The sequence below is a fragment of the Microlunatus endophyticus genome (genome assembly GCF_014646195.1).
In the GTDB taxonomy this organism is placed as follows: domain Bacteria; phylum Actinomycetota; class Actinomycetes; order Propionibacteriales; family Propionibacteriaceae; genus Microlunatus; species Microlunatus endophyticus.
The window spans coordinates 296,782-318,145 of record NZ_BMMZ01000001.1; the positions used below are offsets into that span (position 1 = coordinate 296,782).

At 67.0% G+C, this 21,364-nt stretch carries 21 protein-coding genes; 16 read left to right on the forward strand and 5 right to left on the reverse strand.

The features are described 5' to 3' along the window. Nucleotides 1-10 precede the first annotated feature (10 nt). Nucleotides 11-1,186 (reverse strand): sunset domain-containing protein, encoded by a 1,176-nt coding sequence (locus IEY07_RS01525; RefSeq protein ID WP_188893407.1) that lies wholly within the window; start codon nt 1,184-1,186, stop codon nt 11-13. Between the two features lie 157 nt (nt 1,187-1,343). Here IEY07_RS01525 and IEY07_RS01530 point away from each other — a divergent pair, with 157 nt between their 5' ends. Together IEY07_RS01530 and IEY07_RS01535 are read left to right on the forward strand one after the other, a co-directional pair. Next, complete coding sequence (locus tag IEY07_RS01530; RefSeq protein ID WP_188893408.1) at nt 1,344-1,853, forward strand: peptidylprolyl isomerase; 510 nt, start codon at nt 1,344-1,346, stop codon at nt 1,851-1,853. 78 nt (nt 1,854-1,931) lie between these two features. Beyond that, on the forward strand, nt 1,932-2,777 hold the full coding sequence (locus IEY07_RS01535; RefSeq protein ID WP_188893409.1) for a rhomboid family intramembrane serine protease: 846 nt from the start codon (nt 1,932-1,934) through the stop codon (nt 2,775-2,777). Between the two features lie 19 nt (nt 2,778-2,796). Here IEY07_RS01535 and arr read toward each other — a convergent pair whose 3' ends face one another. From arr to IEY07_RS01555, 4 genes are read right to left on the reverse strand one after another with little or no spacing between them, the layout of a single operon-like run. Next, nucleotides 2,797-3,207 (reverse strand): NAD(+)--rifampin ADP-ribosyltransferase, encoded by a 411-nt coding sequence (gene arr, locus IEY07_RS01540; protein WP_188893410.1) that lies wholly within the window; start codon nt 3,205-3,207, stop codon nt 2,797-2,799. A 4-nt stretch (nt 3,208-3,211) separates the two neighbouring features. Further along, nucleotides 3,212-3,487 carry a hypothetical protein gene (locus IEY07_RS01545; protein ID WP_188893411.1) on the reverse strand — a complete coding sequence of 92 codons (276 nt, stop codon included), beginning with the start codon at nt 3,485-3,487 and terminating at the stop codon, nt 3,212-3,214. 2 nt (nt 3,488-3,489) lie between these two features. After that, nucleotides 3,490-3,768, reverse strand: a complete 279-nt coding sequence (locus IEY07_RS01550; RefSeq protein WP_188893412.1) for an Lrp/AsnC family transcriptional regulator — start codon at nt 3,766-3,768, stop codon at nt 3,490-3,492. A gap of 10 nt (nt 3,769-3,778) precedes the next feature. Next, nucleotides 3,779-5,581: a DEDD exonuclease domain-containing protein gene (locus IEY07_RS01555; protein ID WP_188893413.1), complete on the reverse strand. Its 1,803-nt coding sequence runs from the start codon at nt 5,579-5,581 to the stop codon at nt 3,779-3,781. A gap of 103 nt (nt 5,582-5,684) precedes the next feature. On the opposite strand from IEY07_RS01555, the gene IEY07_RS01560 reads away from it, so the two are divergent. The 14 genes from IEY07_RS01560 to IEY07_RS01625 all read left to right on the forward strand — a co-directional run bounded on the left by IEY07_RS01560 (nt 5,685) and on the right by IEY07_RS01625 (nt 21,344). Beyond that, the gene (locus IEY07_RS01560; protein WP_188893414.1) at nt 5,685-5,885 is read left to right on the forward strand and encodes a hypothetical protein; all 201 of its coding nucleotides are present in this window, start codon (nt 5,685-5,687) and stop codon (nt 5,883-5,885) included. Between the two features lie 123 nt (nt 5,886-6,008). After that, entirely contained in the window at nt 6,009-6,398 is a 390-nt protein-coding gene (locus IEY07_RS01565; RefSeq protein WP_188893415.1) for a peptidase inhibitor family I36 protein, read from the forward strand. 268 nt (nt 6,399-6,666) lie between these two features. Continuing rightward, entirely contained in the window at nt 6,667-7,794 is a 1,128-nt protein-coding gene (locus tag IEY07_RS01570; protein ID WP_188893416.1) for a C40 family peptidase, read from the forward strand. A gap of 97 nt (nt 7,795-7,891) precedes the next feature. Continuing rightward, nucleotides 7,892-9,217, forward strand: coding sequence for a gluzincin family metallopeptidase (locus IEY07_RS01575; protein ID WP_188893417.1), 1,326 nt, complete (start codon nt 7,892-7,894; stop codon nt 9,215-9,217). 14 nt (nt 9,218-9,231) lie between these two features. Further along, nucleotides 9,232-10,320 carry a glycosyltransferase family 4 protein gene (locus tag IEY07_RS01580; protein ID WP_229669598.1) on the forward strand — a complete coding sequence of 363 codons (1,089 nt, stop codon included), beginning with the start codon at nt 9,232-9,234 and terminating at the stop codon, nt 10,318-10,320. Nucleotides 10,321-10,381: 61 nt separating this feature from the next. After that, entirely contained in the window at nt 10,382-11,491 is a 1,110-nt protein-coding gene (prfB, locus tag IEY07_RS01585; RefSeq protein ID WP_188893419.1) for a peptide chain release factor 2, read from the forward strand. Then, nucleotides 11,491-11,910, forward strand: coding sequence for a PPOX class F420-dependent oxidoreductase (locus IEY07_RS01590; RefSeq protein ID WP_188893420.1), 420 nt, complete (start codon nt 11,491-11,493; stop codon nt 11,908-11,910). The genes prfB and IEY07_RS01590 overlap by 1 nt, the downstream gene beginning before the upstream one ends. Nucleotides 11,911-12,066: 156 nt before the next feature. Next, nucleotides 12,067-12,756, forward strand: a complete 690-nt coding sequence (ftsE, locus tag IEY07_RS01595) for a cell division ATP-binding protein FtsE (protein ID WP_188893421.1) — start codon at nt 12,067-12,069, stop codon at nt 12,754-12,756. Between the two features lie 151 nt (nt 12,757-12,907). After that, nucleotides 12,908-13,816, forward strand: a complete 909-nt coding sequence (gene ftsX / locus IEY07_RS01600) for a permease-like cell division protein FtsX (protein WP_373288796.1) — start codon at nt 12,908-12,910, stop codon at nt 13,814-13,816. A 332-nt stretch (nt 13,817-14,148) separates the two neighbouring features. After that, on the forward strand, nt 14,149-15,645 hold the full coding sequence (locus tag IEY07_RS01605) for a M23 family metallopeptidase (protein ID WP_188893422.1): 1,497 nt from the start codon (nt 14,149-14,151) through the stop codon (nt 15,643-15,645). Between the two features lie 182 nt (nt 15,646-15,827). Next, a complete protein-coding gene (gene trpS, locus IEY07_RS01610) occupies nt 15,828-16,850 on the forward strand; it encodes a tryptophan--tRNA ligase (protein ID WP_188893423.1) in 1,023 nt (340 codons plus the stop codon). Nucleotides 16,851-16,912: 62 nt separating this feature from the next. Continuing rightward, nucleotides 16,913-17,464 (forward strand): SsrA-binding protein SmpB, encoded by a 552-nt coding sequence (gene smpB / locus IEY07_RS01615; RefSeq protein WP_188893424.1) that lies wholly within the window; start codon nt 16,913-16,915, stop codon nt 17,462-17,464. Between the two features lie 47 nt (nt 17,465-17,511). Then, nucleotides 17,512-19,422 (forward strand): DUF2207 domain-containing protein, encoded by a 1,911-nt coding sequence (locus tag IEY07_RS01620; RefSeq protein ID WP_188893425.1) that lies wholly within the window; start codon nt 17,512-17,514, stop codon nt 19,420-19,422. Then, a complete protein-coding gene (locus IEY07_RS01625) occupies nt 19,419-21,344 on the forward strand; it encodes a DUF2207 domain-containing protein (protein WP_188893426.1) in 1,926 nt (641 codons plus the stop codon). Before IEY07_RS01620 ends, IEY07_RS01625 begins: the two co-directional genes overlap by 4 nt. Nucleotides 21,345-21,364 lie beyond the last annotated feature (20 nt).

Below are 21,364 nucleotides of genomic sequence, written 5' to 3' on the forward strand. Positions count from 1 at the left end.
TGTGGTCGGGTCAGCGCTGAGCCTTGGTGAAGCCTGCCGTCTCGGCCGCGGATTCGCTGTTGAACCAGACGTCGGCATTCGTCCGCTCGTAGCCGTCGGTGCCGGTCACGTGGTATTTCTTCGAACGCTCGTTGCCCTTGATCGTGAATCCCTCCGGCGGTTCGGCGCCGACATAAGCGCCCTCGCCGTACTTGGACCCCTGCTCGTCCTCCGGTCCGTCGCCGCCCTCCGGCTCGGCAGTGCTCTCGTCGGCGGCGTGGGCGGGAGCGACCTCGTCCGGGCTGGGAGCCGTATTGGCACTGGCTGCCGCTGCCTCGGCAGGAGCGGCCGGTGCTGCGGCCGGCGACTCGGTCACCGTCGGATCGGCCGCCGGCGACTTCGGCTCGGTGATGGTCGTCGCGGCGTACGGGGTCGTCGGTCGGGTGGTCTGCCATTCGGGTTCGGTATTGCCGGCCAGGAACTTCTTTGCGGCGTAGTAGGCGACACCGCCGGCGGTCAGCACGCCGGCGACCACGGCCAGGGCCTTCGGCCAGCGGCGTCTCTTCTTGCCGGCCGGCAGCAACTCCTTGCCCTTGCCAGCCGCCGCGACGACTACCGCCGGAGCATCGGATCCGGCGATTTCGCCCAGCTTCTCCGACAGCTTGGGCAAGACATCGGACTGCAGGCGCTCACGCGCCTCGTCGACCGCCGGGCCGATCCGGCTGGCAGCGTCATCGAGGCGGGGTCCCAGCCGATCCACCGCCTGGGCGGCAGCATGGGCGCCCTTCTTGCGCGCGGTCTCGGCGTACGGCCCGAGGCGTTCGGCAGCGTCCTGGGCCCGCGGCTCGAGCCAGTCCGCCGCTTGCTTGGCATACGGCTGGATCCGCTCCGTGGCGGCGTGTGCCAGGGGAGCGATGCGGTCGGCGGCGTCCTGGGCCAGCGGGGCGATGCGGTCGGCGGCGTCCTGGGCCAGCGGGGCGATGCGGTCGGCGGCCTGATGCGCGAGCGGACCGATGCGGTCGGCCGCATCGTGGGCGAGTGGGCTGATGCGCTCGGCGGCGTCCTGGGCGAGTGGGCCGATGCGGTCAGCGGCGTCCTGGGCGAGCGGACCGATGCGGTCAGCGGCCTGATGAACGATGGGTCCGACTTGCAAGTTGTCCTGGGCGGCGGCGATGGCGCGGCGGCCCTTGTCGGTCTTGCGGGTCACTTTTCCTCCGGTTCGAATCGTCGGCGAGCCCGCCGGGCGATGCCGGGAGCCCGTTGCACGGGAGCTAATCCACCGTACCGTTACCCAGGCCGTAGAGTCTCAGGGCCAGATATCGGAAAAATCCCGCAAGGGTCCCTGAAATCCCGAGAGGACATAGATGAGCACCGTCACGCTGCATACCAATCGCGGCGACATCGTGATCAACCTTTTCGACAACCAGGCGCCGAAGACGGTGGCCAATTTCACCGGCCTCGCCAACGGCACCAAGGAGTACCGCGACCCGCAGACGGGCGCCAAGACCACCGGCAAGTTCTACGACGGGTTGGTGTTCCACCGGGTGATCTCCGGATTCATGATCCAGGGCGGCGATCCGCTCGGTGACGGCCGGGGCGGCCCCGGCTACACCTTTGCCGACGAGTTCCACCCGGAGTTGCAGTTCGATCGCCCCTACCTGCTGGCGATGGCGAACGCCGGCCCAGGGACCAACGGCTCGCAGTTCTTCATCACCGTCGGCCCCACCCCGCACCTGAACCGTCGGCACACGATCTTCGGCGAGGTCGCCGACCAGGCCAGCCGCGATGTCGTCGACGCGATTGCGACCACGGCGACCGACCGTGGCGACCGGCCGACCGAGCCGGTGGTGATCGAAAGCGTCGAGGTCGCCTGACACCCGATCGGCACGCCGGCGGTACAGGTCGGAGTTGTCGGCGGCACGTAAAGTTCGAGCCGTGATTGAGGTTGATCGGTGAGCCGGCCGGAGTTCCAGGCGCCGAGTTTTGCGGCGTGTTACCGCCATCCGGACCGGTTCACCGGCATCCGCTGTCAACGGTGCGGCAAGCCGATCTGCGGTGAGTGCATGACGCCGGCCTCGGTCGGCTTCCAGTGCCCGGGCTGCGCCCGCTCCGGACGGGCGACGGTCCGGACCCCGCGGACCGTGTTCGGCGGCAATCTGTCCACCCGTGGCGGTCTGGTCACCAAGGTGCTGATCGGCATCGTGATCGGCCTGTACGTGCTCGATCTGATCGGCCAGGGCTTCATCAGCCAGGTGTTCGCGATGTCCGGACCGGCCGTGCTCGATGGTCAGGTCTGGCGGCTGGTGACCTACGGCCTGCTGTCCGGTGGGTTGATCAACACCCTCTTCATCGCGCTGATCCTCTGGAGCGTGGGCCGACCGCTGGAGGAACAGTTCGGCACGGCCCGCTACCTGATGCTGTACGGCGCCGGCAGCGTTGGCGGTGCGACCGCGGTGTTCCTGGGATTCCCTGACTATGCGATCGGTGGCGGCGCGTACTCGGCAGTGGTCGGGCTGATCGCCGTTCACACCGTGATCAAGATCCGTCGCCATGAAGACATCCGCCCCGATCTCGGACTGTTCGCCATCTTGATCCTGCTCAACCTGGTCCTGGGCGGCCTCGGCGGACCATCATGGGTCTCACTGGTTGGGGGCATCATCGTCGGCGGCTTGGCCGCCGCGGCACTGATCTTCCCCGGCCGGCAACGGCGGGCCCAGCTCCAGGTCCTCGGGCTGCTCGGCGTGGTGGTGTTGTGCATCGCGGCGATCGTCGTACGCGTGGCGATCGGCTTCGCCTGATCGTCGATCCGATCACGGCTCAGTTGATGATCTCGGCGCGCTGGTCGGCGCGGATCGCGGCCAGCCGGTCGCGCCAGGCCTGCAGTTCCTCAGGAGTCAGCCGGGTCCAGTCGGTGACCTCAGCGACCAACCGCAACGGTTCGCTGCTGCGATAGGACCGGGTCGGGTTGCCGGGGAACTTCTTGTCGGTCACGTTCGGGTCGTTCTCGAATGCACCCGTGGGTTCCACCCGGTAGACCCGTGGTGGTGCGTCGCCGGCCGCCAACTCGGCGGCAAGACCAGCCCCGTTGGACAGTGCCGTGAAGTAGATGTGGTTCATCACGACCTCCGGACGGTAGTTCGACCGGAACCCTGCCGTCAGCAGGTCACCCGGCTTCAGATCGGCCTTCGTGCCGTGGAAGAACGGTCCCTCGTCCAGCACCTCGCCCACCGGTTCAGCCCTTGGGAACCGACGGAACCTGCAGGTGGTGCATCGGCGGGGTGAGCCAGATGACCAGGCAGACCACGACCGTCGCGACCAGCAGAACGCCGATGACGATCGCCGCGATCGCCAACGCCCTGCCGGGCAGCCAATGCGCGGGATCGGCCTGTCGGTCGACCGGAGCGAGTTCGTCAGCCTCGGCCTCGACCCGGTCCCGGTACGGGTCCGCATGGGCGGACTCGATCAGAGCGCGGTCATGCTCGCCCGGCGGCGCCCAGTCCTGGCTCATCGTCACGCCGCGCCGAGTGAGAACGCGGCTTCCAGGTCGTGCACCGAGTAGGCGCGGAAGGCGATATGGGTCTCGGTGCTCAGCACCCCGGAGACCTTGTTGAGCTGGTCGGCCACCACCTCGGCGACCTGGTCGTGGTTCTTCACCCGCACCATCACGATCAGATCCACCGCCCCGGTCACCGAGTAGACCTCGCTGACGCCCGGCAGCGCCGCGATCGCCTCGGCCACCTCCGGGATCCGGGCTACCTCGGCCTTCACGAAAACGATCGCGGTCACCATGGTGGTGATCCTAATCCCAGGCGGGCCGCTCCCCGGTCCCATCCTTCTCGCCCTGATCCGCTTCGGGCGACCCACCGAGCAGCTCACCGACCAACGCCTCGTGGCTGAGCACGCCGTACAGCGGCCAGGCCCAGTCGCCGTCGATGTCGATCAGCCGGACACCGGGTTGCTCGAGCCAGTCGGCGATCCGCAAGGTCTCCTCGACGGTGGCCGCCGATCGCGGTCCGGTCGGCTCGGGCACCGTTTCGGCGGTCGCCACCAGCATCCGGGCGACCGCCTGCGGCACATCTCCCGGCCGCGCGACCCCGGCGGCCGCAAGCCTTCCGTGGCGGATCACATGCAGGTGCCATTCATCGCTGGAGCCCGGCCGCGCCTCCCAGCGGGCCGCGACGATCTGTGCGCAGCCCGCCAGACTCGTCACCCGATGGAACCGCCGGGCCGCATCCAACAGCGCACTGAGCCGCCGGCGCAGCAGCTCTGCCTCCTCGTAGCGCTGCTCGGCGACCAGACGGCGCAGCCGAGCGCGCAGTGCTCGACAAGCCGGGCGGACATCGCGGGTCAGCGTGGTGCGTACCTGCTCGACCAGGTCGCCGTACCCCTCGAAGCTCACCGATCCGTCACACGGAGCCACACAGCGGTGCATCCCTGCCAGGGCACAGGACGGACTGGGTCGGGTCCGCGACAGCTTGGTCGTGCACTGCCGGATCGGGAAGGCGTCGTACAACGCGTCGATCACGTCGTCGGTCTGCTGTCTGCGGCCGAACGGACCGAAATAGGTCGTGCCGTCGTCGCGGACCTGGGTGACGCGGGAGAGCCGGGGAAACGCCTCGGCGGTGATCTTGATCCAGTGCTGGCGCTCGGGGAATTTCGACCGGCGGTTGTAGCGCGGCGCGTGGGCCGCGATCATCCGCAGCTCGGTGACCTCGGCGTGCAACGGCGTCTGACACGGGTGGGCCTCGACTCCGGTTGCGACGCGGATCATCTCCTCGATCCGGGGCCGCTTCTCCGATGCGGTGAAGTAGCTGCGCACCCGCTTGCGCAGGTTGCCGCTCTTGCCGACGTAAAGGATCTGGCGGTCGGCGGGGTCGCCGGACAACTGGTCGTCGGCGACGAAGAAGTAGACGCCCGGCTCCTCGGGCAGATCCTTGGCCCAGCTGCGCTTGGAGCGCCGCTGCGGCGAGACCTTCCGGGTGAATTCGCGCAGCTCCTCGTACGTCCCGACCCCGAGATTGCCGACCCGCTCGATCAGGGCATGCAAGACGTCGACCGTCGCCCGAGCGTCGTGCAGAGCGCGATGGTCCGGCGTGACCGCGGTATGGAAATACCGGGCCAGGGTGGAGAGCCGGCAGTCCGGCACCTCGTCGGCGAGCAGGATCGTACGAGCCAGGGCGACCGTGTCCAACACGCCGAACTTCGGCCACGGGTAGCCGAGTGCGGCACAGTTGCGGCGGAGGAAGCCGACATCGAAGCGGGCGTTGTGGGCGACCAGCACAGTGCCCTGGGCGAATTCCAGGAAGGCGGGCAACACCTGGTCGATGGGTGGCGCGGCGGCGACCATCTGGTTGGTGATGCCGGTCAGCACTGCGACCAACGGCGGGATGTGGGTGTGCGGGTTGACCAGCGTCTGGAATTCGCCGAGAACCTCGCCCCCGCAGACCTTCACCGCGCCGAACTCGGTGATCGCATCGGTTTCGGCACCGCCGGTCGTCTCCAGGTCAACCACACAGAAGGTGGTTTCGGCCAGCGGCACCCCGAGATCGTCGAACGAGTCCTGCAGCGTGTTCGGACGGACCTTGTGACCGGCGGCTTCCATGGACGCGACGCTAGAGGACGGCACTGACACAACCGTGCAGACGTTCGACTGTGAGCTCGACTGTTGAGTTCGACTGTCAGAGGGTCCGGTCATCGTGACTGTCATGAGTGAGTTGACCCCTGTGAGCAACGGACGAGCGCTGGATGCTGAGCTGCTGCCTGGCTTCGAACCCGAATTGCCGCCCACGCGCCTGGACTGTCAGGGCTGCCCGGTGGCTGCCGGCGAAGTACCCGATGCCAGCTGTGCCGAGTGCGTGGTCTCGGTCTTCCTGTCGGCAGAGCCCTGGCCGGCCGACGGCTTCTGACAGCGCGCTGGGCCCGACGAGCTTCGGCGGGCGGACACCGCGAGCGCCGAGTCGAGGGAACCGAACTCCGGAGGTGTGCGTCATTGCGGAACACAGTTCTGTACCCGACGGAAGGAAAATTCCATGAGCTTGAAGAAGACGATCATCCGTGGTGCTGCGGCGCTGGCCGCGGTCTCGGCGATCGGAGCGGCAGGAATCGCCGCCGCGACCCCTGCCGAGGCAGCCACCGGCTGGGCACGCTGTCCTAAGGGCGATCTCTGTGTCTTCACCGGCAAGAACGGCACCGGCACGATGGCCACCTACAAGAAGGGCGACTACAACCTGGGGGACAAGACCGGCCCGCGTGGGATGAACAACAACATCGAGAGCGTGTGGAATCGGGGCAACCACTATTTCTTGATGTGGGGCAAGCCGGGCTACAAGGGCGCCGACGCGTCCGCATTCCCGGGCTCCAAGGGCAACACCAAGCCGAAGTTCACCAACTGGGCGTCTTCGATCGAGCTGCTGCGCTGATCACTTCTGTGGACCAGTGCGCTGAGTGAGGCGTCAACCCGTTCGGCCCGGACCACATCGGTCCGGGCCGGCGGTGTTGCTGAGCAATTGCTGGGGTCCGGAAGGACCAAAATCCGGTGGCCGGATTGCCAGTGATCAAATCGTGACCTAAAGTGCTCCCATCGCTCCGACACGTTGGGTGGCGGGTCGGTACCCAGGTTGCGGTGCCGTCGACGGAGCGGACCACCACACGCCTCCGGGCATGGTCGAGAAGTGGGAAGGACTGCGCGTGACCTCAGGCTGGCTGCAGCAGCGGGGATTGCGACGAGGCACGGTTGCCGTCGCATCGGGCATGGCATTGTCGGCGTCGGTCTTCCTCGTCGCCCCAACGGTTGCGACCGCGGATCCTGCGCCGCAGACCGTGGCGCAGGCCAAGGCACAGGTCGACAAGCTGCAGCAGGAGGCGGAGGCGGCCGACCAGGACTACCTCGCTCTGAAGGAGAAGCTCGACAAGAGCGAGCAGGACCTGAAGGACAAGCAGGCTGATCTGAAGACCGAGACCGCACAGGTGGCCAAGCTGCGCAGTCAGATCTCGAAAGTCGCACTGGCCCAATTCCAGAACCAGGGTCTGGATGCCCGGGCTCAGTTGTTCCTGACCCGTGATCCGGCCGGATTCCTGAACCAGTTCGCCACCATCGAGAAGATCAACCAGAACCAGAACACCGCGCTGCAGAACTACCAGGTCGAGCAGGCGAATCTGGCAGATCTGCAGCGTTCGACCGAAGCCGACATCACCACGCTGAAGGCGGAGAAGACCCAACTCGGCGCGCTGAAGAAGAAGGCCGACGACAAGGTCGATGCCGCCACCGCGGTGCTGGACAAGCTGACGGCCGAGCAGCGGCAGGCGATCCAGGACCAGGAGACGAAGGCCTCCGACCAGGCGGCCAAGGACGCTCAGGCGGCCACGTCGACCAATGATGCCAACGACAACAAGTCCGACAGCAAGAACGGAAGCAGCTCCGAGTCCCAGGACGATCTGACCGGCTCCAGCGCACCATCCTCGGGCAAGGGCGCGGCCGCGGTCGCCTTCGCCAAGGCTCAGATCGGCAAGCCGTACGTCTTCGGAGCTACCGGGCCGGGTTCCTACGACTGCTCAGGACTGACGATGGCGGCCTGGAAGGCGGCGGGCGTCCAGCTCGACCGGACCTCCGAGGCGCAGTTCCACGACGGCACTCCGGTCAGCCGGGACCAGCTGCAAGCGGGCGATCTGGTCTTCTTCTACAACAGCAGCGCGCCCAGCCACGTCGGTATCTACGTCGGCAACGGCGTCATCATCCACGCACCGCATCCGGGTGCCTCGGTGGAATACACCCAGCTGAGCTACATGCCGTTCGTCGGTGCCCGCCGCCCTGCCTGATCCCTCGCCGGCCGATCCCTCGCCGACAGGCCTTTCGACAACCGGCCTTTCGACAACAAGCCGACCGGGACGTGGAGCCGTACGTCGGCTGCTGGTGGTGGCTCTGCTGACCGTGGCGCTCCCGGTCGGTCTGCTGACCGGCTGCCGGACCACGTCCGGCAGCGCGCCCGGGCAGTCGCCGGGCGCAGGCAGCCCGAGCCCGGTGTCCCGGTCCGACACCACCGCTTCGACCCCGAACACCACCTCACCGAGCCCCGGCGCCCATCCGAGCCGGACCGCGAGCCCGACCGCCACGAATCTGGGCCGACTGCTGACCGGCCTGGTCGCGACGGCCGACCAGGGCAACCGATCCGACTTCCTGGCCCTGGTCTCGGACCGGGACCCCGGCTTCACCAGCACCGCCGGGATGATCTTCGACAACCTGCGGACCATCTCTCCCGATGACCTGGCCTTCACCGCGACGGGCAAGCGACGGGATGTGTCCACCAAACGGGCCCGGATCCTGGGCGCCGATGCGTATGCCGCACAGGTACAGGTCACCTGGTCGGTGCCGGGCGACCGGGTGCCAAGCAACCAACGGATCTGGATGACGATCATCCGCGAGCACTCCGAGCTGCGCTGGGCCGGCGTCGTGGACGGTCCCAGCACGCCACAGCCGACCCCGTTGTGGGTCCTCGAGCCGGTGCACTACGCCCACCGGGGCGCGGCCACGGTGATCACCGGCGACGGGATCGATCCCGGGGGTTGGGTGACAGCGGCCAACACCGCGATCTCCCATGACGTGCCGCGACTGCGCGGCGCCGACTGGAACCACCAGTTGGTGATCATCGTGCCCAGCAACGAGCACCTGGTCGAGCAATCGCTCGGGGTCGAGCAGGGCGCCGATTCCGCACTGGCCGGGATCAGCTGGCCGGACGGCAGCGACCCGAAGGATGCGCCGATCCGGATCATGATCAACAAGTCCGGCGCGGCATCCTCGTTGTCGACCGCCATCGTGCTGGCCCACGAGACGGTGCACGTGGCGACCAGATCGCCCACCTCTCCGTCGCCGTCCTGGCTGGTGGAGGGTTACGCCGACCAGATCGCCTACCTAGCCTACCCGCAGGCGGCCCAGCTGGCCGCCGCGGACGTGCTGTCCGACGTGAAGCGGAATGGGCCGCCGTCGAGACTGCCCACCGAGGCGGATTTCACCGCCGGCAGCCACGACCTCAACCGCACCTACGCGCAGGCATGGTTGGCCTGCCACTATCTGGCCGCGACCTACGGCGAGTCCAAGCTGTGGAGGTTCTACGCGGCCGTCGACGCCTCCCGGGACGGCGCGATCGCGGGGCCTGCCCGTACGGTCTTCGGGATCAGCTCCCACCAACTGGTCACCGGCTGGCAGCACTACTTGCAGACTGCCGCGAAACGCGGCCGGATCTGATCATGGTCGCGACCATGATCATCACGAATGACTTCCCGCCGACCGTCGGCGGTATCGAGGGCTTCGTCGCCGATGTCTGCGACCTTCTCGATCATGATGTGCTGGTCCTGACCCGATGGACATCCGGCTGGCGGGACCATGATCGGAAACTGGACTTCCCGGTGATCAGGACAGGCCGGTTGTTGTTGCCGACGCCACGGGTGGCCGATGTCGCAGCCGGATTGCTGGGGGAGTACGGCATCCGTCGGGTGATCTTCGGGGCGATGGCGCCGCTGGCCCTGCTGGGGCCTCGGTTACGAACGGCCGGTGCCGCGGAACTGCTGGCGATCAGCCACGGTCACGAGAGCTGGTGGGCGACACTTCCCGGGCCGTCGGCCCTGCTGCGCCGGATGGGCGATGCGGTCGATCACGTGTCGACGATCTCCGACTACACCCGAGCACGGATCGCGCCCGCCCTGTCCGGCTCCGCCCGCGGGCGCATGATCAGGATCGCACCGCCGATCGACACCGACCGGTTCCATCCGGCCCATGATCATCCGGCCGAGCAGCCGATCGTCATTGCCGTCGGACGGATGGTTGCCCAGAAGGGTTTCGACGTGTTGCTGCGGGCCTGGGCGCTGCGCGAGGTCCATCGTGACGCGGAATTGCTGCTGGTGGGCGATGGTCCGGATCAGCGCCGATTGCGTCGGCTGGCTCGCCGGCTCGGCCTCGAGGGCTCCGTACGCTTCGCCGGCCGGGTCCCCCGCGAGGCGGTCCCCGGGCTGCTGCAGCAGGCGACGATCTTCGCACTGCCGGTCCGGACCCGGCTGGCGGGGCTCAATCCGGAGGGTCTCGGGCTGGGCTTCCTCGAGGCTGCTGCGACCGGGCTCCCGGTGATCGCCGGCCGATCCGGCGGTGCCCCGGAGACAGTCATCGATGGCAGCACCGGCTACGTCGTCGACCCGCACGATCCGCAGGCTCTCGCGCTCCGGATCGACGAGCTGCTGTCCGACCCGACCCGAGCTGTACGGATGGGTGCCGCGGGGCGGGACTTCGTCCGCGAGCGGTTCGGCCGTGACGTTGCCCGCGCCACCCTGCGTGCCGCACTGCGCTTGGACGGGTGAATCGGGCCCGGCACCTGGCCGGCGGCGGCGACACGCCGGGTCGACTAAAGTGGACCTTCTTATGGCAACTGACTATGGGGCCGTCTGGTCCGAACTCGACCGCTCGCTGTCCTCCATCGAGGCGGTCCTCGATCCGGCGGCGAAGAAGGCCGAGATTGCCGGGCTCGAGGAAGAGGTCGCGCGCCCCGACCTGTGGGACGACCAGGAGAACGCCCAGCGCGTGACCTCCCGGCTGTCCGCGCTGCAGGGCGAGCTGGAGCGGGTGGAGGGACTGCGGTCCCGCCTGGACGACGTCCAGGTGCTGATCGAGCTGGCCCAGGCCGAGAACGACGCCGACAGCCTGGCCGAGGCCGACCGCGAGCTTGCCGGCCTGCAGAAGTCGATCGACTCGCTCGAGGTCCGCACCCTGCTCAACGGCGACTACGACGAACGCGATGCGCTGGTGACGATCCGCTCCGAGGCCGGTGGCGTGGACGCCGCGGATTTCGCGGCGATGCTGCTGCGGATGTATCTGCGCTGGGCCGAGCGGCACCACTACAGCGCTGAGGTCTACGACACGTCCTACGCCGAGGAGGCCGGCATCAAATCGGCGACCTTCGCGGTCAAGGCGCCGTATGCGTACGGGACGCTGTCGGTCGAGCAGGGCACCCACCGGCTGGTGCGGATCTCACCCTTCGACAACCAGGGCCGCCGGCAGACCTCGTTCGCCGGGGTCGAGGTGCTGCCGGTCACCGAACAAGCCGACCACATCGACATCCCCGAGCAGGACATCCGAGTCGATGTCTTTCGGTCCTCCGGGCCCGGTGGGCAGAGCGTCAACACCACCGACTCGGCAGTCCGGATCACCCACCTGCCGACCGGCATCGTGGTGTCCTGCCAGAACGAGAAATCCCAGCTGCAGAACAAGGCTGCCGCGCTGCAGGTGTTGCAGTCCCGGCTGCTGGAACGAGCGCGCCAGGAGCGCGAGGCCGAGCTGAACGCCTTGAAGAGCGACGGCGGCAACAGCTGGGGAGCGCAGATGCGCTCCTACGTGCTGCACCCCTACCAGATGGTCAAGGACCTGCGTACCAACTACGAGACGTCAAATCCCGATGCCGTCTTCGACGGTGAGATCGACGAATTCCTCGACGCCGGCATCCGCTGGCGCCGGACCCAGGAGGTAGCGGCGTAATGGCCAAGGGCGCGATCCCGGCGAAGCTCGAAGAAGTCCTGTCCCGGCCGAACCCGGCGGTGATGGCGACGCTCCGCCGCGACGGCCAGCCGGTCACTGTGGCGACCTGGTACGGCTATGAGAACGGCCGGATCCTGCTCAACATGGATGCCGAACGCAAGCGGCTCTCCCATCTGCGCAACGATCCACGGGTCTCGCTGACCGTCCTCAACGGCGACGACTGGTACAGCCATCTCAGCCTGCAGGGCCGAGTGGTGGAGATGGTCGACGACGAGGGCTTGGCCGATATCGACCGGATCAGCACCAACTACACCGGGAAGGCCTACGACAACCGCGAGCGGCCGCGGATCAGCGTGTGGGTGGAGATCGACTCCTGGGTCGGCTGGGGCGAGCTGGCGCAATCCACGGTCGAATCCTGAGCTTGCTCCTGGGTCTGATCCTGAGGAGGCACGTACACCCCGAGGACGTCGCAATTCCCGGAACCGGTTGAGGTCTCACCTAGACTCTTGCCGTCCCGCCGTATCCGTACGAGGGATGCTCACTGGATGTCCAGCCGAAACCGGGAATAGCAGATCGTGATCCGATTCGAGAACGTCAGCAAGGTCTATGACGGGCAGCGCCGTGCCGCGCTCGCCGATGTGAATGTCGAGATCGACAAGGGCGAGTTCGTGTTCCTGGTCGGCACTTCCGGCTCCGGCAAGTCGACCTTTCTGCGGCTCATTCTCCGCGAATTGCGTGCCACCCAGGGAAATGTGTACGTCGCCGGTCGCGACCTGGCGAAACTGCACAGCTGGAAGGTGCCGTCGATGCGCCGCCAGATCGGCACCGTGTTCCAGGACTTCCGGCTGCTGCCCAACAAGACCGTGCACGAGAATGTCGCATTCGCCCTGCAGGTGATCGGCAAGTCCAAGACCACCATCAACCGGGTGGTCCCCGAGGTCCTCGACCTGGTCGGCCTGGACGGCAAGGGTGACCGGCGTCCTGACGAGTTGTCCGGTGGCGAGCAGCAGCGGGTGGCGATCGCCCGCGCGTTCGTGAACCGGCCGATGATCCTGATCGCCGACGAGCCGACCGGAAACCTGGACCCGGCGACCAGCGTCGGCATCATGAAACTGCTCGACCGGATCAACCGCGCCGATACCACGGTGCTGATGGCCACCCACGACCAGACCATCGTCGATCAGATGCGCAAGCGCGTCATCGAGCTCGACGACGGTCTGGTGGTCCGCGATCAGAGCCGCGGCGTCTACGGCTACGCGACGTGATCCCGAGGTTCGATCCCGCAGGGATCACCAGCGAGCAGACCTGTGGACGGTACCGATCCGGGGGATGCAAGGGGGTCGTCCCCCTTGCTGTGACGAATGGAGCGCGAGGGCGTCAGCCCGCAGCGTGGAATGAGGAACATCGAACATGCGAATGAGGCATATTTTCGCCGAGGCGGGCGCCGGTCTCCGGCGCAACCTGACGATGACCCTGGCGGTCATCGTCACGATGTGGGTGTCGCTGTCGCTGTTCGGCGCTGGTCTGCTGGCGCAGCAGGAGGTCGGGCTGGCCAAGGGCAAGTGGTACGACAAGATCGAGATCACCGTCTTCCTGTGCTCCAAGGCGGTCGCCGGTGACAACTGCACCCCGGGCCAGGACGCCACCGAGGCGCAGAAGGTCGTCATCCGGCAGACGCTGCAGTCCAACCCGGAGGTATCGGCGAACGGTGTCTACTTCGAGGACAAGCACGAGGCGTTCGAGGAGTTCCAGAAGGCGTACAAGGGCAACCCGCTGGAGGGCTCGCTGACCGAGGACCAGATGCAGGAGTCCTTCCGGGTGAAGCTGAAGGACCCCCAGGAGTATGCGGGCGTGGTCTCCTCGGTCGCTCAGTTACCAGGGGTGCAGGCGGTCCAGGACCTCAAACAGATCCTGGATCCACTCTTCAGCTGGATCAATCTGCTGCAATGGGGGACGATCATCGCCTCGGCGCTGTTGCTGTTGGCCGCCGCCCTGCAGATCGGCAACACGATCCGGCTGACCGCATTCGCCCGAAGACGTGAGATCGGCATCATGAGGCTGGTCGGCGCGAGCAACTTCTACATCACCCTGCCGTTCCTCCTGGAATCGGTGATCTCGGCGTTGATCGGCGCGGGGCTTGCCGCCGGCACTCTCGGCGCCGGGGTGTATTTCGTCATCATCCGCAAGGCACAGGTGTCGATCCAGTCGTTGGCCTGGATCGGCTGGCACCAGACCATCCTGGCGATGGCCGCCGTCGGTATCGTCGGCATCCTGCTCGCCGTGATCCCGACCCTGGTGACCACCCGCAAGTACCTCCGCGTTTAGGTCGCGTCCAAGTCAGCTCGGTCGGCCCACTCGCCGAGTCCTCGCTTCAACTCGTACCGTTCCCGCTTCCCGCCGGCGCGCTCGCTTCCGGTGCCCGAGAGGCGGGGGCATGGGCGGGAAGCGAGGACCCTGTGGCGGGGCCGACCTGAAGCGGGGCCGACCTGAAGCGGGGCCGAAACTGTCCCGTACGAGCCGGATCGGGCGCCCCGATTGCTCAAAGAACACTCAGGTTTGCGGCTGGAATCTGAGAACACACGTGTCACAGCAGTTCCATCAGTCACTTCCGTACGGTTAAATCAGTTCGGAAAACCAGATACTGATTGGGGAAAGCTGTGGTTCCGGACCTTCCCTACGCCGGTAACGGCGTTCCGGACGACAGCGAGGCACCAGCAGAGCAGGGTCGCTTCGCCTGGCTTCGGCCAGCGTCCAAGGGCATAACCGAACGCAAGAATCCGATCCGACGCGTCGTGACGCGTACGGCGGTGGGACTTGCCGTGCTGGCCGTTGTCGGCCACGCCGGTCTGATCACCACCGCCAGCGCCGACGGGCTGGACGACCGGCACAAGGCGCTGCAACAGGCGATCAGCAAGACCAAGGCCGAGATGAGCGAGTCCACCCAGACCGCCTCCGACGCCGCAGTCGCGCTGACCAAGGCCGAGCAGGCGCTGAAGGATGCGCAGGCGGCGCTGACCAAGACGCAGCAGGCCGTGGCGGCAGCGCAGAAGAAGGACGACCAGCTCGCCGCTCAGCTCAAGCAGCAACAGGCCGCGCTGGCCAAGGCCGTCAAGGCGGTTCAGGACGGGCAGAAGCGGTTGGCTGCGCAGAAGGCCGTCGTGGGCGCGATCGTCCGTGATGACGTGCAGAAGCAGTCGAATCTGATGCCTCTGGCGCTGCTGACCACCAGTACGTCGATGAACGACCTGGCCAACCGGATCCAGCTGTCCCGGACGATGCTGGACACCAACCAGGAGAAATTCGACACCTACACCAAGCTGCAGAAGCAGTTGGACGCCGACAAGGCCGAGCAGGCGGCACTGGAGAAGAAGATCGCCGCAGACAAGGCCGAGTCGGCCAAGAGCCTGAAGAACAAGCAGGCTCTGGAGAAGCAGGCCGAGACGCAGAAGGCCTCGGTCGCCGACCTGGTCAAGAAGCGCACCGCCGCCCAGGCAGCCGCCGACAAGGCCGCCGCAGCGGACAAGGCGCACTACGCCGCCTTGCAGAGCGATGACGCCAAGGTCCAGAAAGAGATCGCCGCCCGGATCGCCGCCGAGAAGAAGGCTGAGGCGGCCAAGAAGGCGGCAGCCGCTGCAGCAGCAGCCCGGGCGAAGAAGCAGAGCCAGCATTCCTCCAGCAGTAGCAGTAGTGGCGGAGGCGGCGGTAGCTCGAGCAGGGGTAGCGGCGGCGGTGACGCTCCGGGCACCGGACGCGCGGCGCCGCACGGCGCCATCTGGCCGGTGATCGCGCCGATCACCTCGCCGTACGGGATGCGGTTCCACCCGATCCTGCACATCTGGGAACTGCACGACGGCACCGATCTCGGCGCCGCTTGCGGTACTCCGATCGAGTCCCCGTACTCCGGCACGATCACCCAGGAGTACTTCAACGTCGGTTACGGCAACCGGTTGATCATCGACAACGGCAAGATCGACGGTCATTACATCACCACCTCGATGAACCACGCCGAGCGCTACATCGTCCATCCCGGCCAGCACGTCAAACAGGGCCAGGTGCTTGGCTACGTCGGTCAGACCGGCTGGGCCACGGGTTGCCATCTGCATCTGATGGTGTGGAAGGACGGCACCAAGATCAACCCGATGCAGTGGTTCTAGGGAGTCCGCTTCCTGCCGCTGTCGCGATTTTGGTTGTACAGTTCCCGTTATGACTTCGCGTACGAGTTGCTGGTGGGCCGTCTAGGGCGGCCCCAGCTTCACGTACCGGAAACAAACAGCCGCCCCGTCGTGGGCGGCTGTTGCGTTGTCGGCTCCCTCGGCGGGCACTTCGAGGAGAACTGATGACCATCACCGAATCCGCACCAGCGGGCACTGCCACCGACCGACGTCCACCGGCGCGCCAGCTCAGCCTGATCACGCCGAGCGGACAGCTGACCATCGGCAACTACATCGGCGCACTGGCACAAATGCGCGACGCCGAGGGGGACTGCTATTTCGGGGTCTCCGACCTGCATGCGATGACCATGCCGCACCGGGCCGACCGGCTACGGTCGACGGTGTTCCAGATGCAGCGTCTGATGCTCGCCGCCGGCATCGATCCCGATCGGTACGCGCTCTTCCGGCAGAGTGACGTCCCCGAGCACACCGGACTGCACTACCTGCTGGAATGTGTGGCCCGGGTCGGAGAGATGGAGCGGATGATCCAGTACAAGGAGAAGGGACGCGGCCGGCCCGAGACCAGGATGTCGCTGCTCAGCTATCCGGTGCTGATGGCGGCCGACATCCTCCTCTACCGGACCGAGGCCGTGCCGGTCGGCGCCGATCAGCGCCAGCATGTCGAGATCGCCCGGGATCTCGCCCAGCGTTTCAACCGCGACTATCCGGGCCAGGACGGGCCGGTCTTCGTCGTCCCCGAAGTGGTCCACCCCGCGGTCGGGCTGCGCCTGCGCAATCTGCAGGATCCGACGATCAAGATGAGCAAGTCCGACCCGAATCCGGCCGGGGTGATCTACCTTCTCGATCCCCCCGAAGTGGTCCGCCGCAAGATCAAGCGCGCGGTCACCGATTCGTTCCCCGGAGTCAGCTACCAGCCCGAAGCCCGGCCCGGGCTGGCGAACCTGCTCGAGCTCGGTGCCGCCTGCGACGCCGGCACCATCGAGCAGCTCGTCGATGATCATCACTCCTTCGGCTCGCTGAAGGCGGTCGTCGCTGAGGCGGTGATCGAGACCCTGGAACCGCTGCAGGAGCGGTATGCGCGGCTGACACCCGAGGACGTACGCTCAGCCTTCGACTCCGGTGCCGAACGGGCGCGGGCCACCGCCGCTGCGACCTTGGCCGCCGCTCGGGCGGCGATCGGCCTGTAAGCCCACGACCGGGCTGTATGGTCCGGACATACTCGTTTGCAGCACTCTGGGAAGATGGAGGAATGGCCAAGAGCAGCAAGGCGGTCCCGACCGGGGCCGGCCTGAAGACGAAGAGTCCGGGCAAGGCCGCTCCCGGAGCCAAGGGCGGCGACCGCCTGGTGGTCGCGCAGAACCGCCGCGCCCGCCACGACTACCAGGTCAACGACACCTATGAGGCCGGCCTGGTGCTGGCCGGCACCGAGGTCAAGGCACTGCGCGACGGCAAGGCGTCGCTGGCGGACGCGTTCGCCACCGTCGACGACGGTGAGGTCTGGCTGCGCGCGGCCCACATCGGCGAATACAGCCATGGGTCGTGGACCAATCACGCGGCCCGGCGGACCCGCAAACTGCTGTTGAACCGCAAGGAGATCGCCAAGATCGAGCGGGAACTCGGCTCGTCCGGGACGACCTTGATCCCGCTGGCGATCTACTTCAAGGACGGGTACGCCAAACTCGAGCTGGCGGTCGCCACCGGCAAGCGGGAATACGACAAGCGGGAGAGCATCGCCAAGCGCGACGCGGAGCGGGAGGCGGCCCGGGCACTCGCGGCCCGGAACCGCCGCAACCGCGGCTGAGGCGGCTTTCCGGAGGGGTTCGCCCCCGGGCACCGTATGGTTGGTGCATGATCGTCGGGATCGGTTGGACGCCCAGGAAGCTCTCGCGGTGGGCCTTGGCGCTGTTGTTCGCCCTCGCCGCGGGGCTGATGTTCACCATCGGTGCCCCACCGCGGGCGCATGCCGATGCCGGCGACGTGATCAACAGCTTCAAGATCCATTACAAGGTCGAGTCCTCGGGCGTGCTGCACGTGACCGAGAACATCGACTACCACTTCGGCTCGTCCGACCGCCATGGCATCGAGCGGACTCTCGTCACCAGAGAGCCGGATCCGGATACCGGCAAGGACATCGTCTACGAGATCAGCAACTTCACGGCCTCGAGTCCGACCGACAGCGCCGACTTCTCGACGTCCACGACCGGGGGTGCGTTCTCCCGCAACCGGTCGGTGACCTACCAGATCGGCGATCCCAACTCCTACGTCAGCTCCCAGGACGTGAGCTACAAACTGACCTATGACGTCAAGGGTGCGATGCGGACGTCCGGTTCGTACGACGAGCTCTACTGGGATGCGACAGGCAACGACTGGTCGGCGGACATCAAGAATCTCCAGATCACCGCCGAGGTCCCCGGCGGGGCGCAGGATGTCGCCTGCTACGCGGGACCCGTACAGAGCAACACAGCCTGCACCTCGAGCAAGAAGGACGGCCAGCAGGCGGTCTTCAGTCAGGATGATCTGCCCGCGGGGCAGAACGTCACCATCGGCGTCAAGATCAAACCTGGTCTGATCACCAACAACACCCCGATCCTGGTCCACCGGGCGGGTCTGGTGAGCGCGCTCTCCTCGCCGGCGGTCTTCATCCCCGGCATCATCGGCCTGATCATCACCGCCGGTATTCCTTTCGTCGGCCGCAAGATCGCGAAGGACCGGACGACCGACCTGCGGTATCTGAATCTCGCACCCGGCACGGTGCCGCTGCCGGGCGCTCCGGTCGAGGTCGGCAAGTCCGATCCGCGCATGGAGATTCCGGTCCAGTTCACGCCGCCGCCGATCACGGTCGCCGAGGCCGGCATCCTGGTCGACGGTCAGGTCGACATCCGCGACACCGCTGCGACCTTGGTTTCCCTTGCTGTCAACGGCGCGATCAAGATCGAGGACGCCGACGGCACGGGCTATCAGGTCCGACTCCTGGACCCGTCCCGCGCGTCCGGGCCGCACGAGACGGCGATGCTGACCAAGATCTTCGAGGGTCGGCCGGCCGGTGCGGTGACCGATCTGTCCAGCCGCGGCAGCATGACTGACGCGCACCGGACCCTGGTCTCGCAGACCCGCTCCTTGGTCCAGCAGAAACAATGGTTCACGAAGGTTCCCCGGGCTGCCGGGCGAGCGCTCGGCGGCGGTTGGATCGGCGCGGTTGTCATCTTCGGCTGGATCTTCCTGCACTCGGCCGCCGGTGCCGGGTCCTCGTTCTCACCGGTCCTGCTGTTGTTGCTGTTCCCGATCGCCTCGCTGATCATCACGACGGCGATTGTGCGCAGGACGATGCGCCGCGGTCAGCGGACTGCGCAGGGCAGGGCGGTCTGTGATCATGTCGACGGATTCAAGCAGTATCTGGCGACCGCTGAAGCCGAGCAGCTCCGCTTCGAGGAGGGCCAGGACATCTTCTCCCGCTACCTGCCCTGGGCGATCGCTTTCGATCTTGCCGACCGCTGGCAGAAGATCTGCCAGCAACTGGTGGACATGGGCCGCCTTCCCGATCAGACGCCCTATTGGTACGCGGGGCCGTACAGCACCTTCAACGCCTTCAACATCGGCTTCCTGACCGGTTCGCTCACGACTGCCGCCACACCGGCGCCCTCGTCGTCGGGTGGTAGCGGCTTCGGCGGTACGGGCTTCGGCAGCGGCGGTAGCGCCTTCGGCGGTGGCGGCGGCTTCTCCGGTGGTGGTGGTGGCGGCGGCGGCGGCGGCAGTTGGTGACGCCGCTGCTGAAGCTTCGGGTGCCGGCGCTGCTCGCGGCCGTGCTCGTGACCCTGTTCGTGGCCGCCGGCCCGGCAGCGGCGGATCCCGCCGGCAGGATCACCGATCTGAAGATCAATTACCGGTTGGACACGGCAGGCGTGCTGCACGTACAGGAGACGTTCACCTGGGATTTCGGCGGCATCGCCCACGGTATGCAGCGCGAGTTGATCACCCGCGAACCTGATCCGACGACCGGCAAGGACATGGTCTACACGATCAGCAACTTCCGGGTCACCAGCCCCGACCCGGATGTGTCGACCAAGGTCAGCACGACCGACAACGGTGGTCCGCTGGACCGCAACCGCAGCACGGTCTATCGGATCGGCGACCCCGGCCAGTTGATCATGAACCAGCCGACGACGTACGTGATCAACTACGACGAGACCGGTACCGTACGGACCTCGGGCAACTACGACGAGCTCTACTGGGATGCAACCGGTGCGGCCAATCCTGCGATCGACGAGACGACGATCACGGCATCGGTTCCGGGCGGAGCCCAGGACGTACGCTGCTACGCCGGTCCGGTCGGCAGTAACGCTCCATGCGCCGGCGCTGCCAAGGACACCACCCGGGCGGCGCAGTTCACCGCCACGAAGCTGGCTGCCGGTGACAACGTCACCATCGGCGTCAAGATCAAACCGGGGCTGATCTCCGATGACCACCCGCACCTCGTCGCGCGGGCGTCGTTCGGCCAGGTATTGAAGACGCCGGTAACGATGATCAGTGGAGTGCTGTCACTGTTGATCACCTTGGCGATCATCGGTTGGGGACTGCTCCGCGCCCGGCGGCGCAACACCGACCGACGGTTTCTCGACCTGCCGCCGGGGACACTGCCCGAACCAGGCTCGCAACCGCGCATCGGGCCGTCTGCGATCGGAGTCGAGATCCCGGTCCGGTTCGAGCCGCCCGAGACTCCTGTCGCTGAGGCGGCCTACCTGGTCGACGGCCGCTACTCCGAACGGATCACGGCGGCCGTCCTGGTGTCGCTGGCCGTCTCGGGCGCGATCCGGATCGCTGCTCCCCAGCAGGGCAACTCGGTCCTGGGGGTCGACCTGCTGGACAAGGGTGCAGCCACCGGAGCGGTGGAATCGGCTGTGGTGGCTGAACTGTTCCGGAAATCCCATGATCGCCGCGACATCGCGCATCGCGGTTCGCTCGTCGGCGAAGCCAGGACGGCACGCCGGGTCACTCTGGCCGAGGTCACCCGTCGCGGCTGGTTCGACCGGATGCCGTCCAACCCCGACACCGTCAGCGCCTCCGGTCTCACGACGCTGATCGTCTTCGGCCTGCTCGGCCTGGGTGCGTTGCTCCTCGCTTCGGTCGTCCTGCCGTTCTGGCCATCGGGACAACTCGGCCCCGGTTTCCCGTTTGCGATCTTTTTCATCATTCCGCCCGTGCTGGCGCTGGTCGGTGCCGTGCTACTGCCGCTGTGGCGGGGGACCAGAGGCCGTCGGAGCGCCGCGGGTCGGGCCATGGCCGACCAGGTCACGGGATTTCGTCAATATCTGGCGACCGCGGAGGCGGACCAGTTGAAATTCGAGGAGGGGGAGGACATCTTCTCCCGGTATCTCCCCTGGGCGATCGCTTTCGATCTTGCCGACCGTTGGCAGCGGCTCTGCCAGCAACTCGTCCGATCCGGACGGCTCACACAACAGGCTCCCTCATGGCTGGGCAACCTGAACGGGACTCTCGGCGCCTTCGACGCGGCACTGCTGACCGGTTCGCTGGCCACGGCCGCGACCCCAGCCCGCAGCAGTGGCTTCAGCAGTAGCGGATCGAGTTCCAGCAGTTCCGGTTTCGGCAGCGGCGGAAGCTCGTTCGGTGGTGGTGGCGGTTTCTCCGGCGGCGGCGGAGGTGGAGGCGGCTCGTCGAGCTGGTGACGAGCCGCCCACCCGTCCGG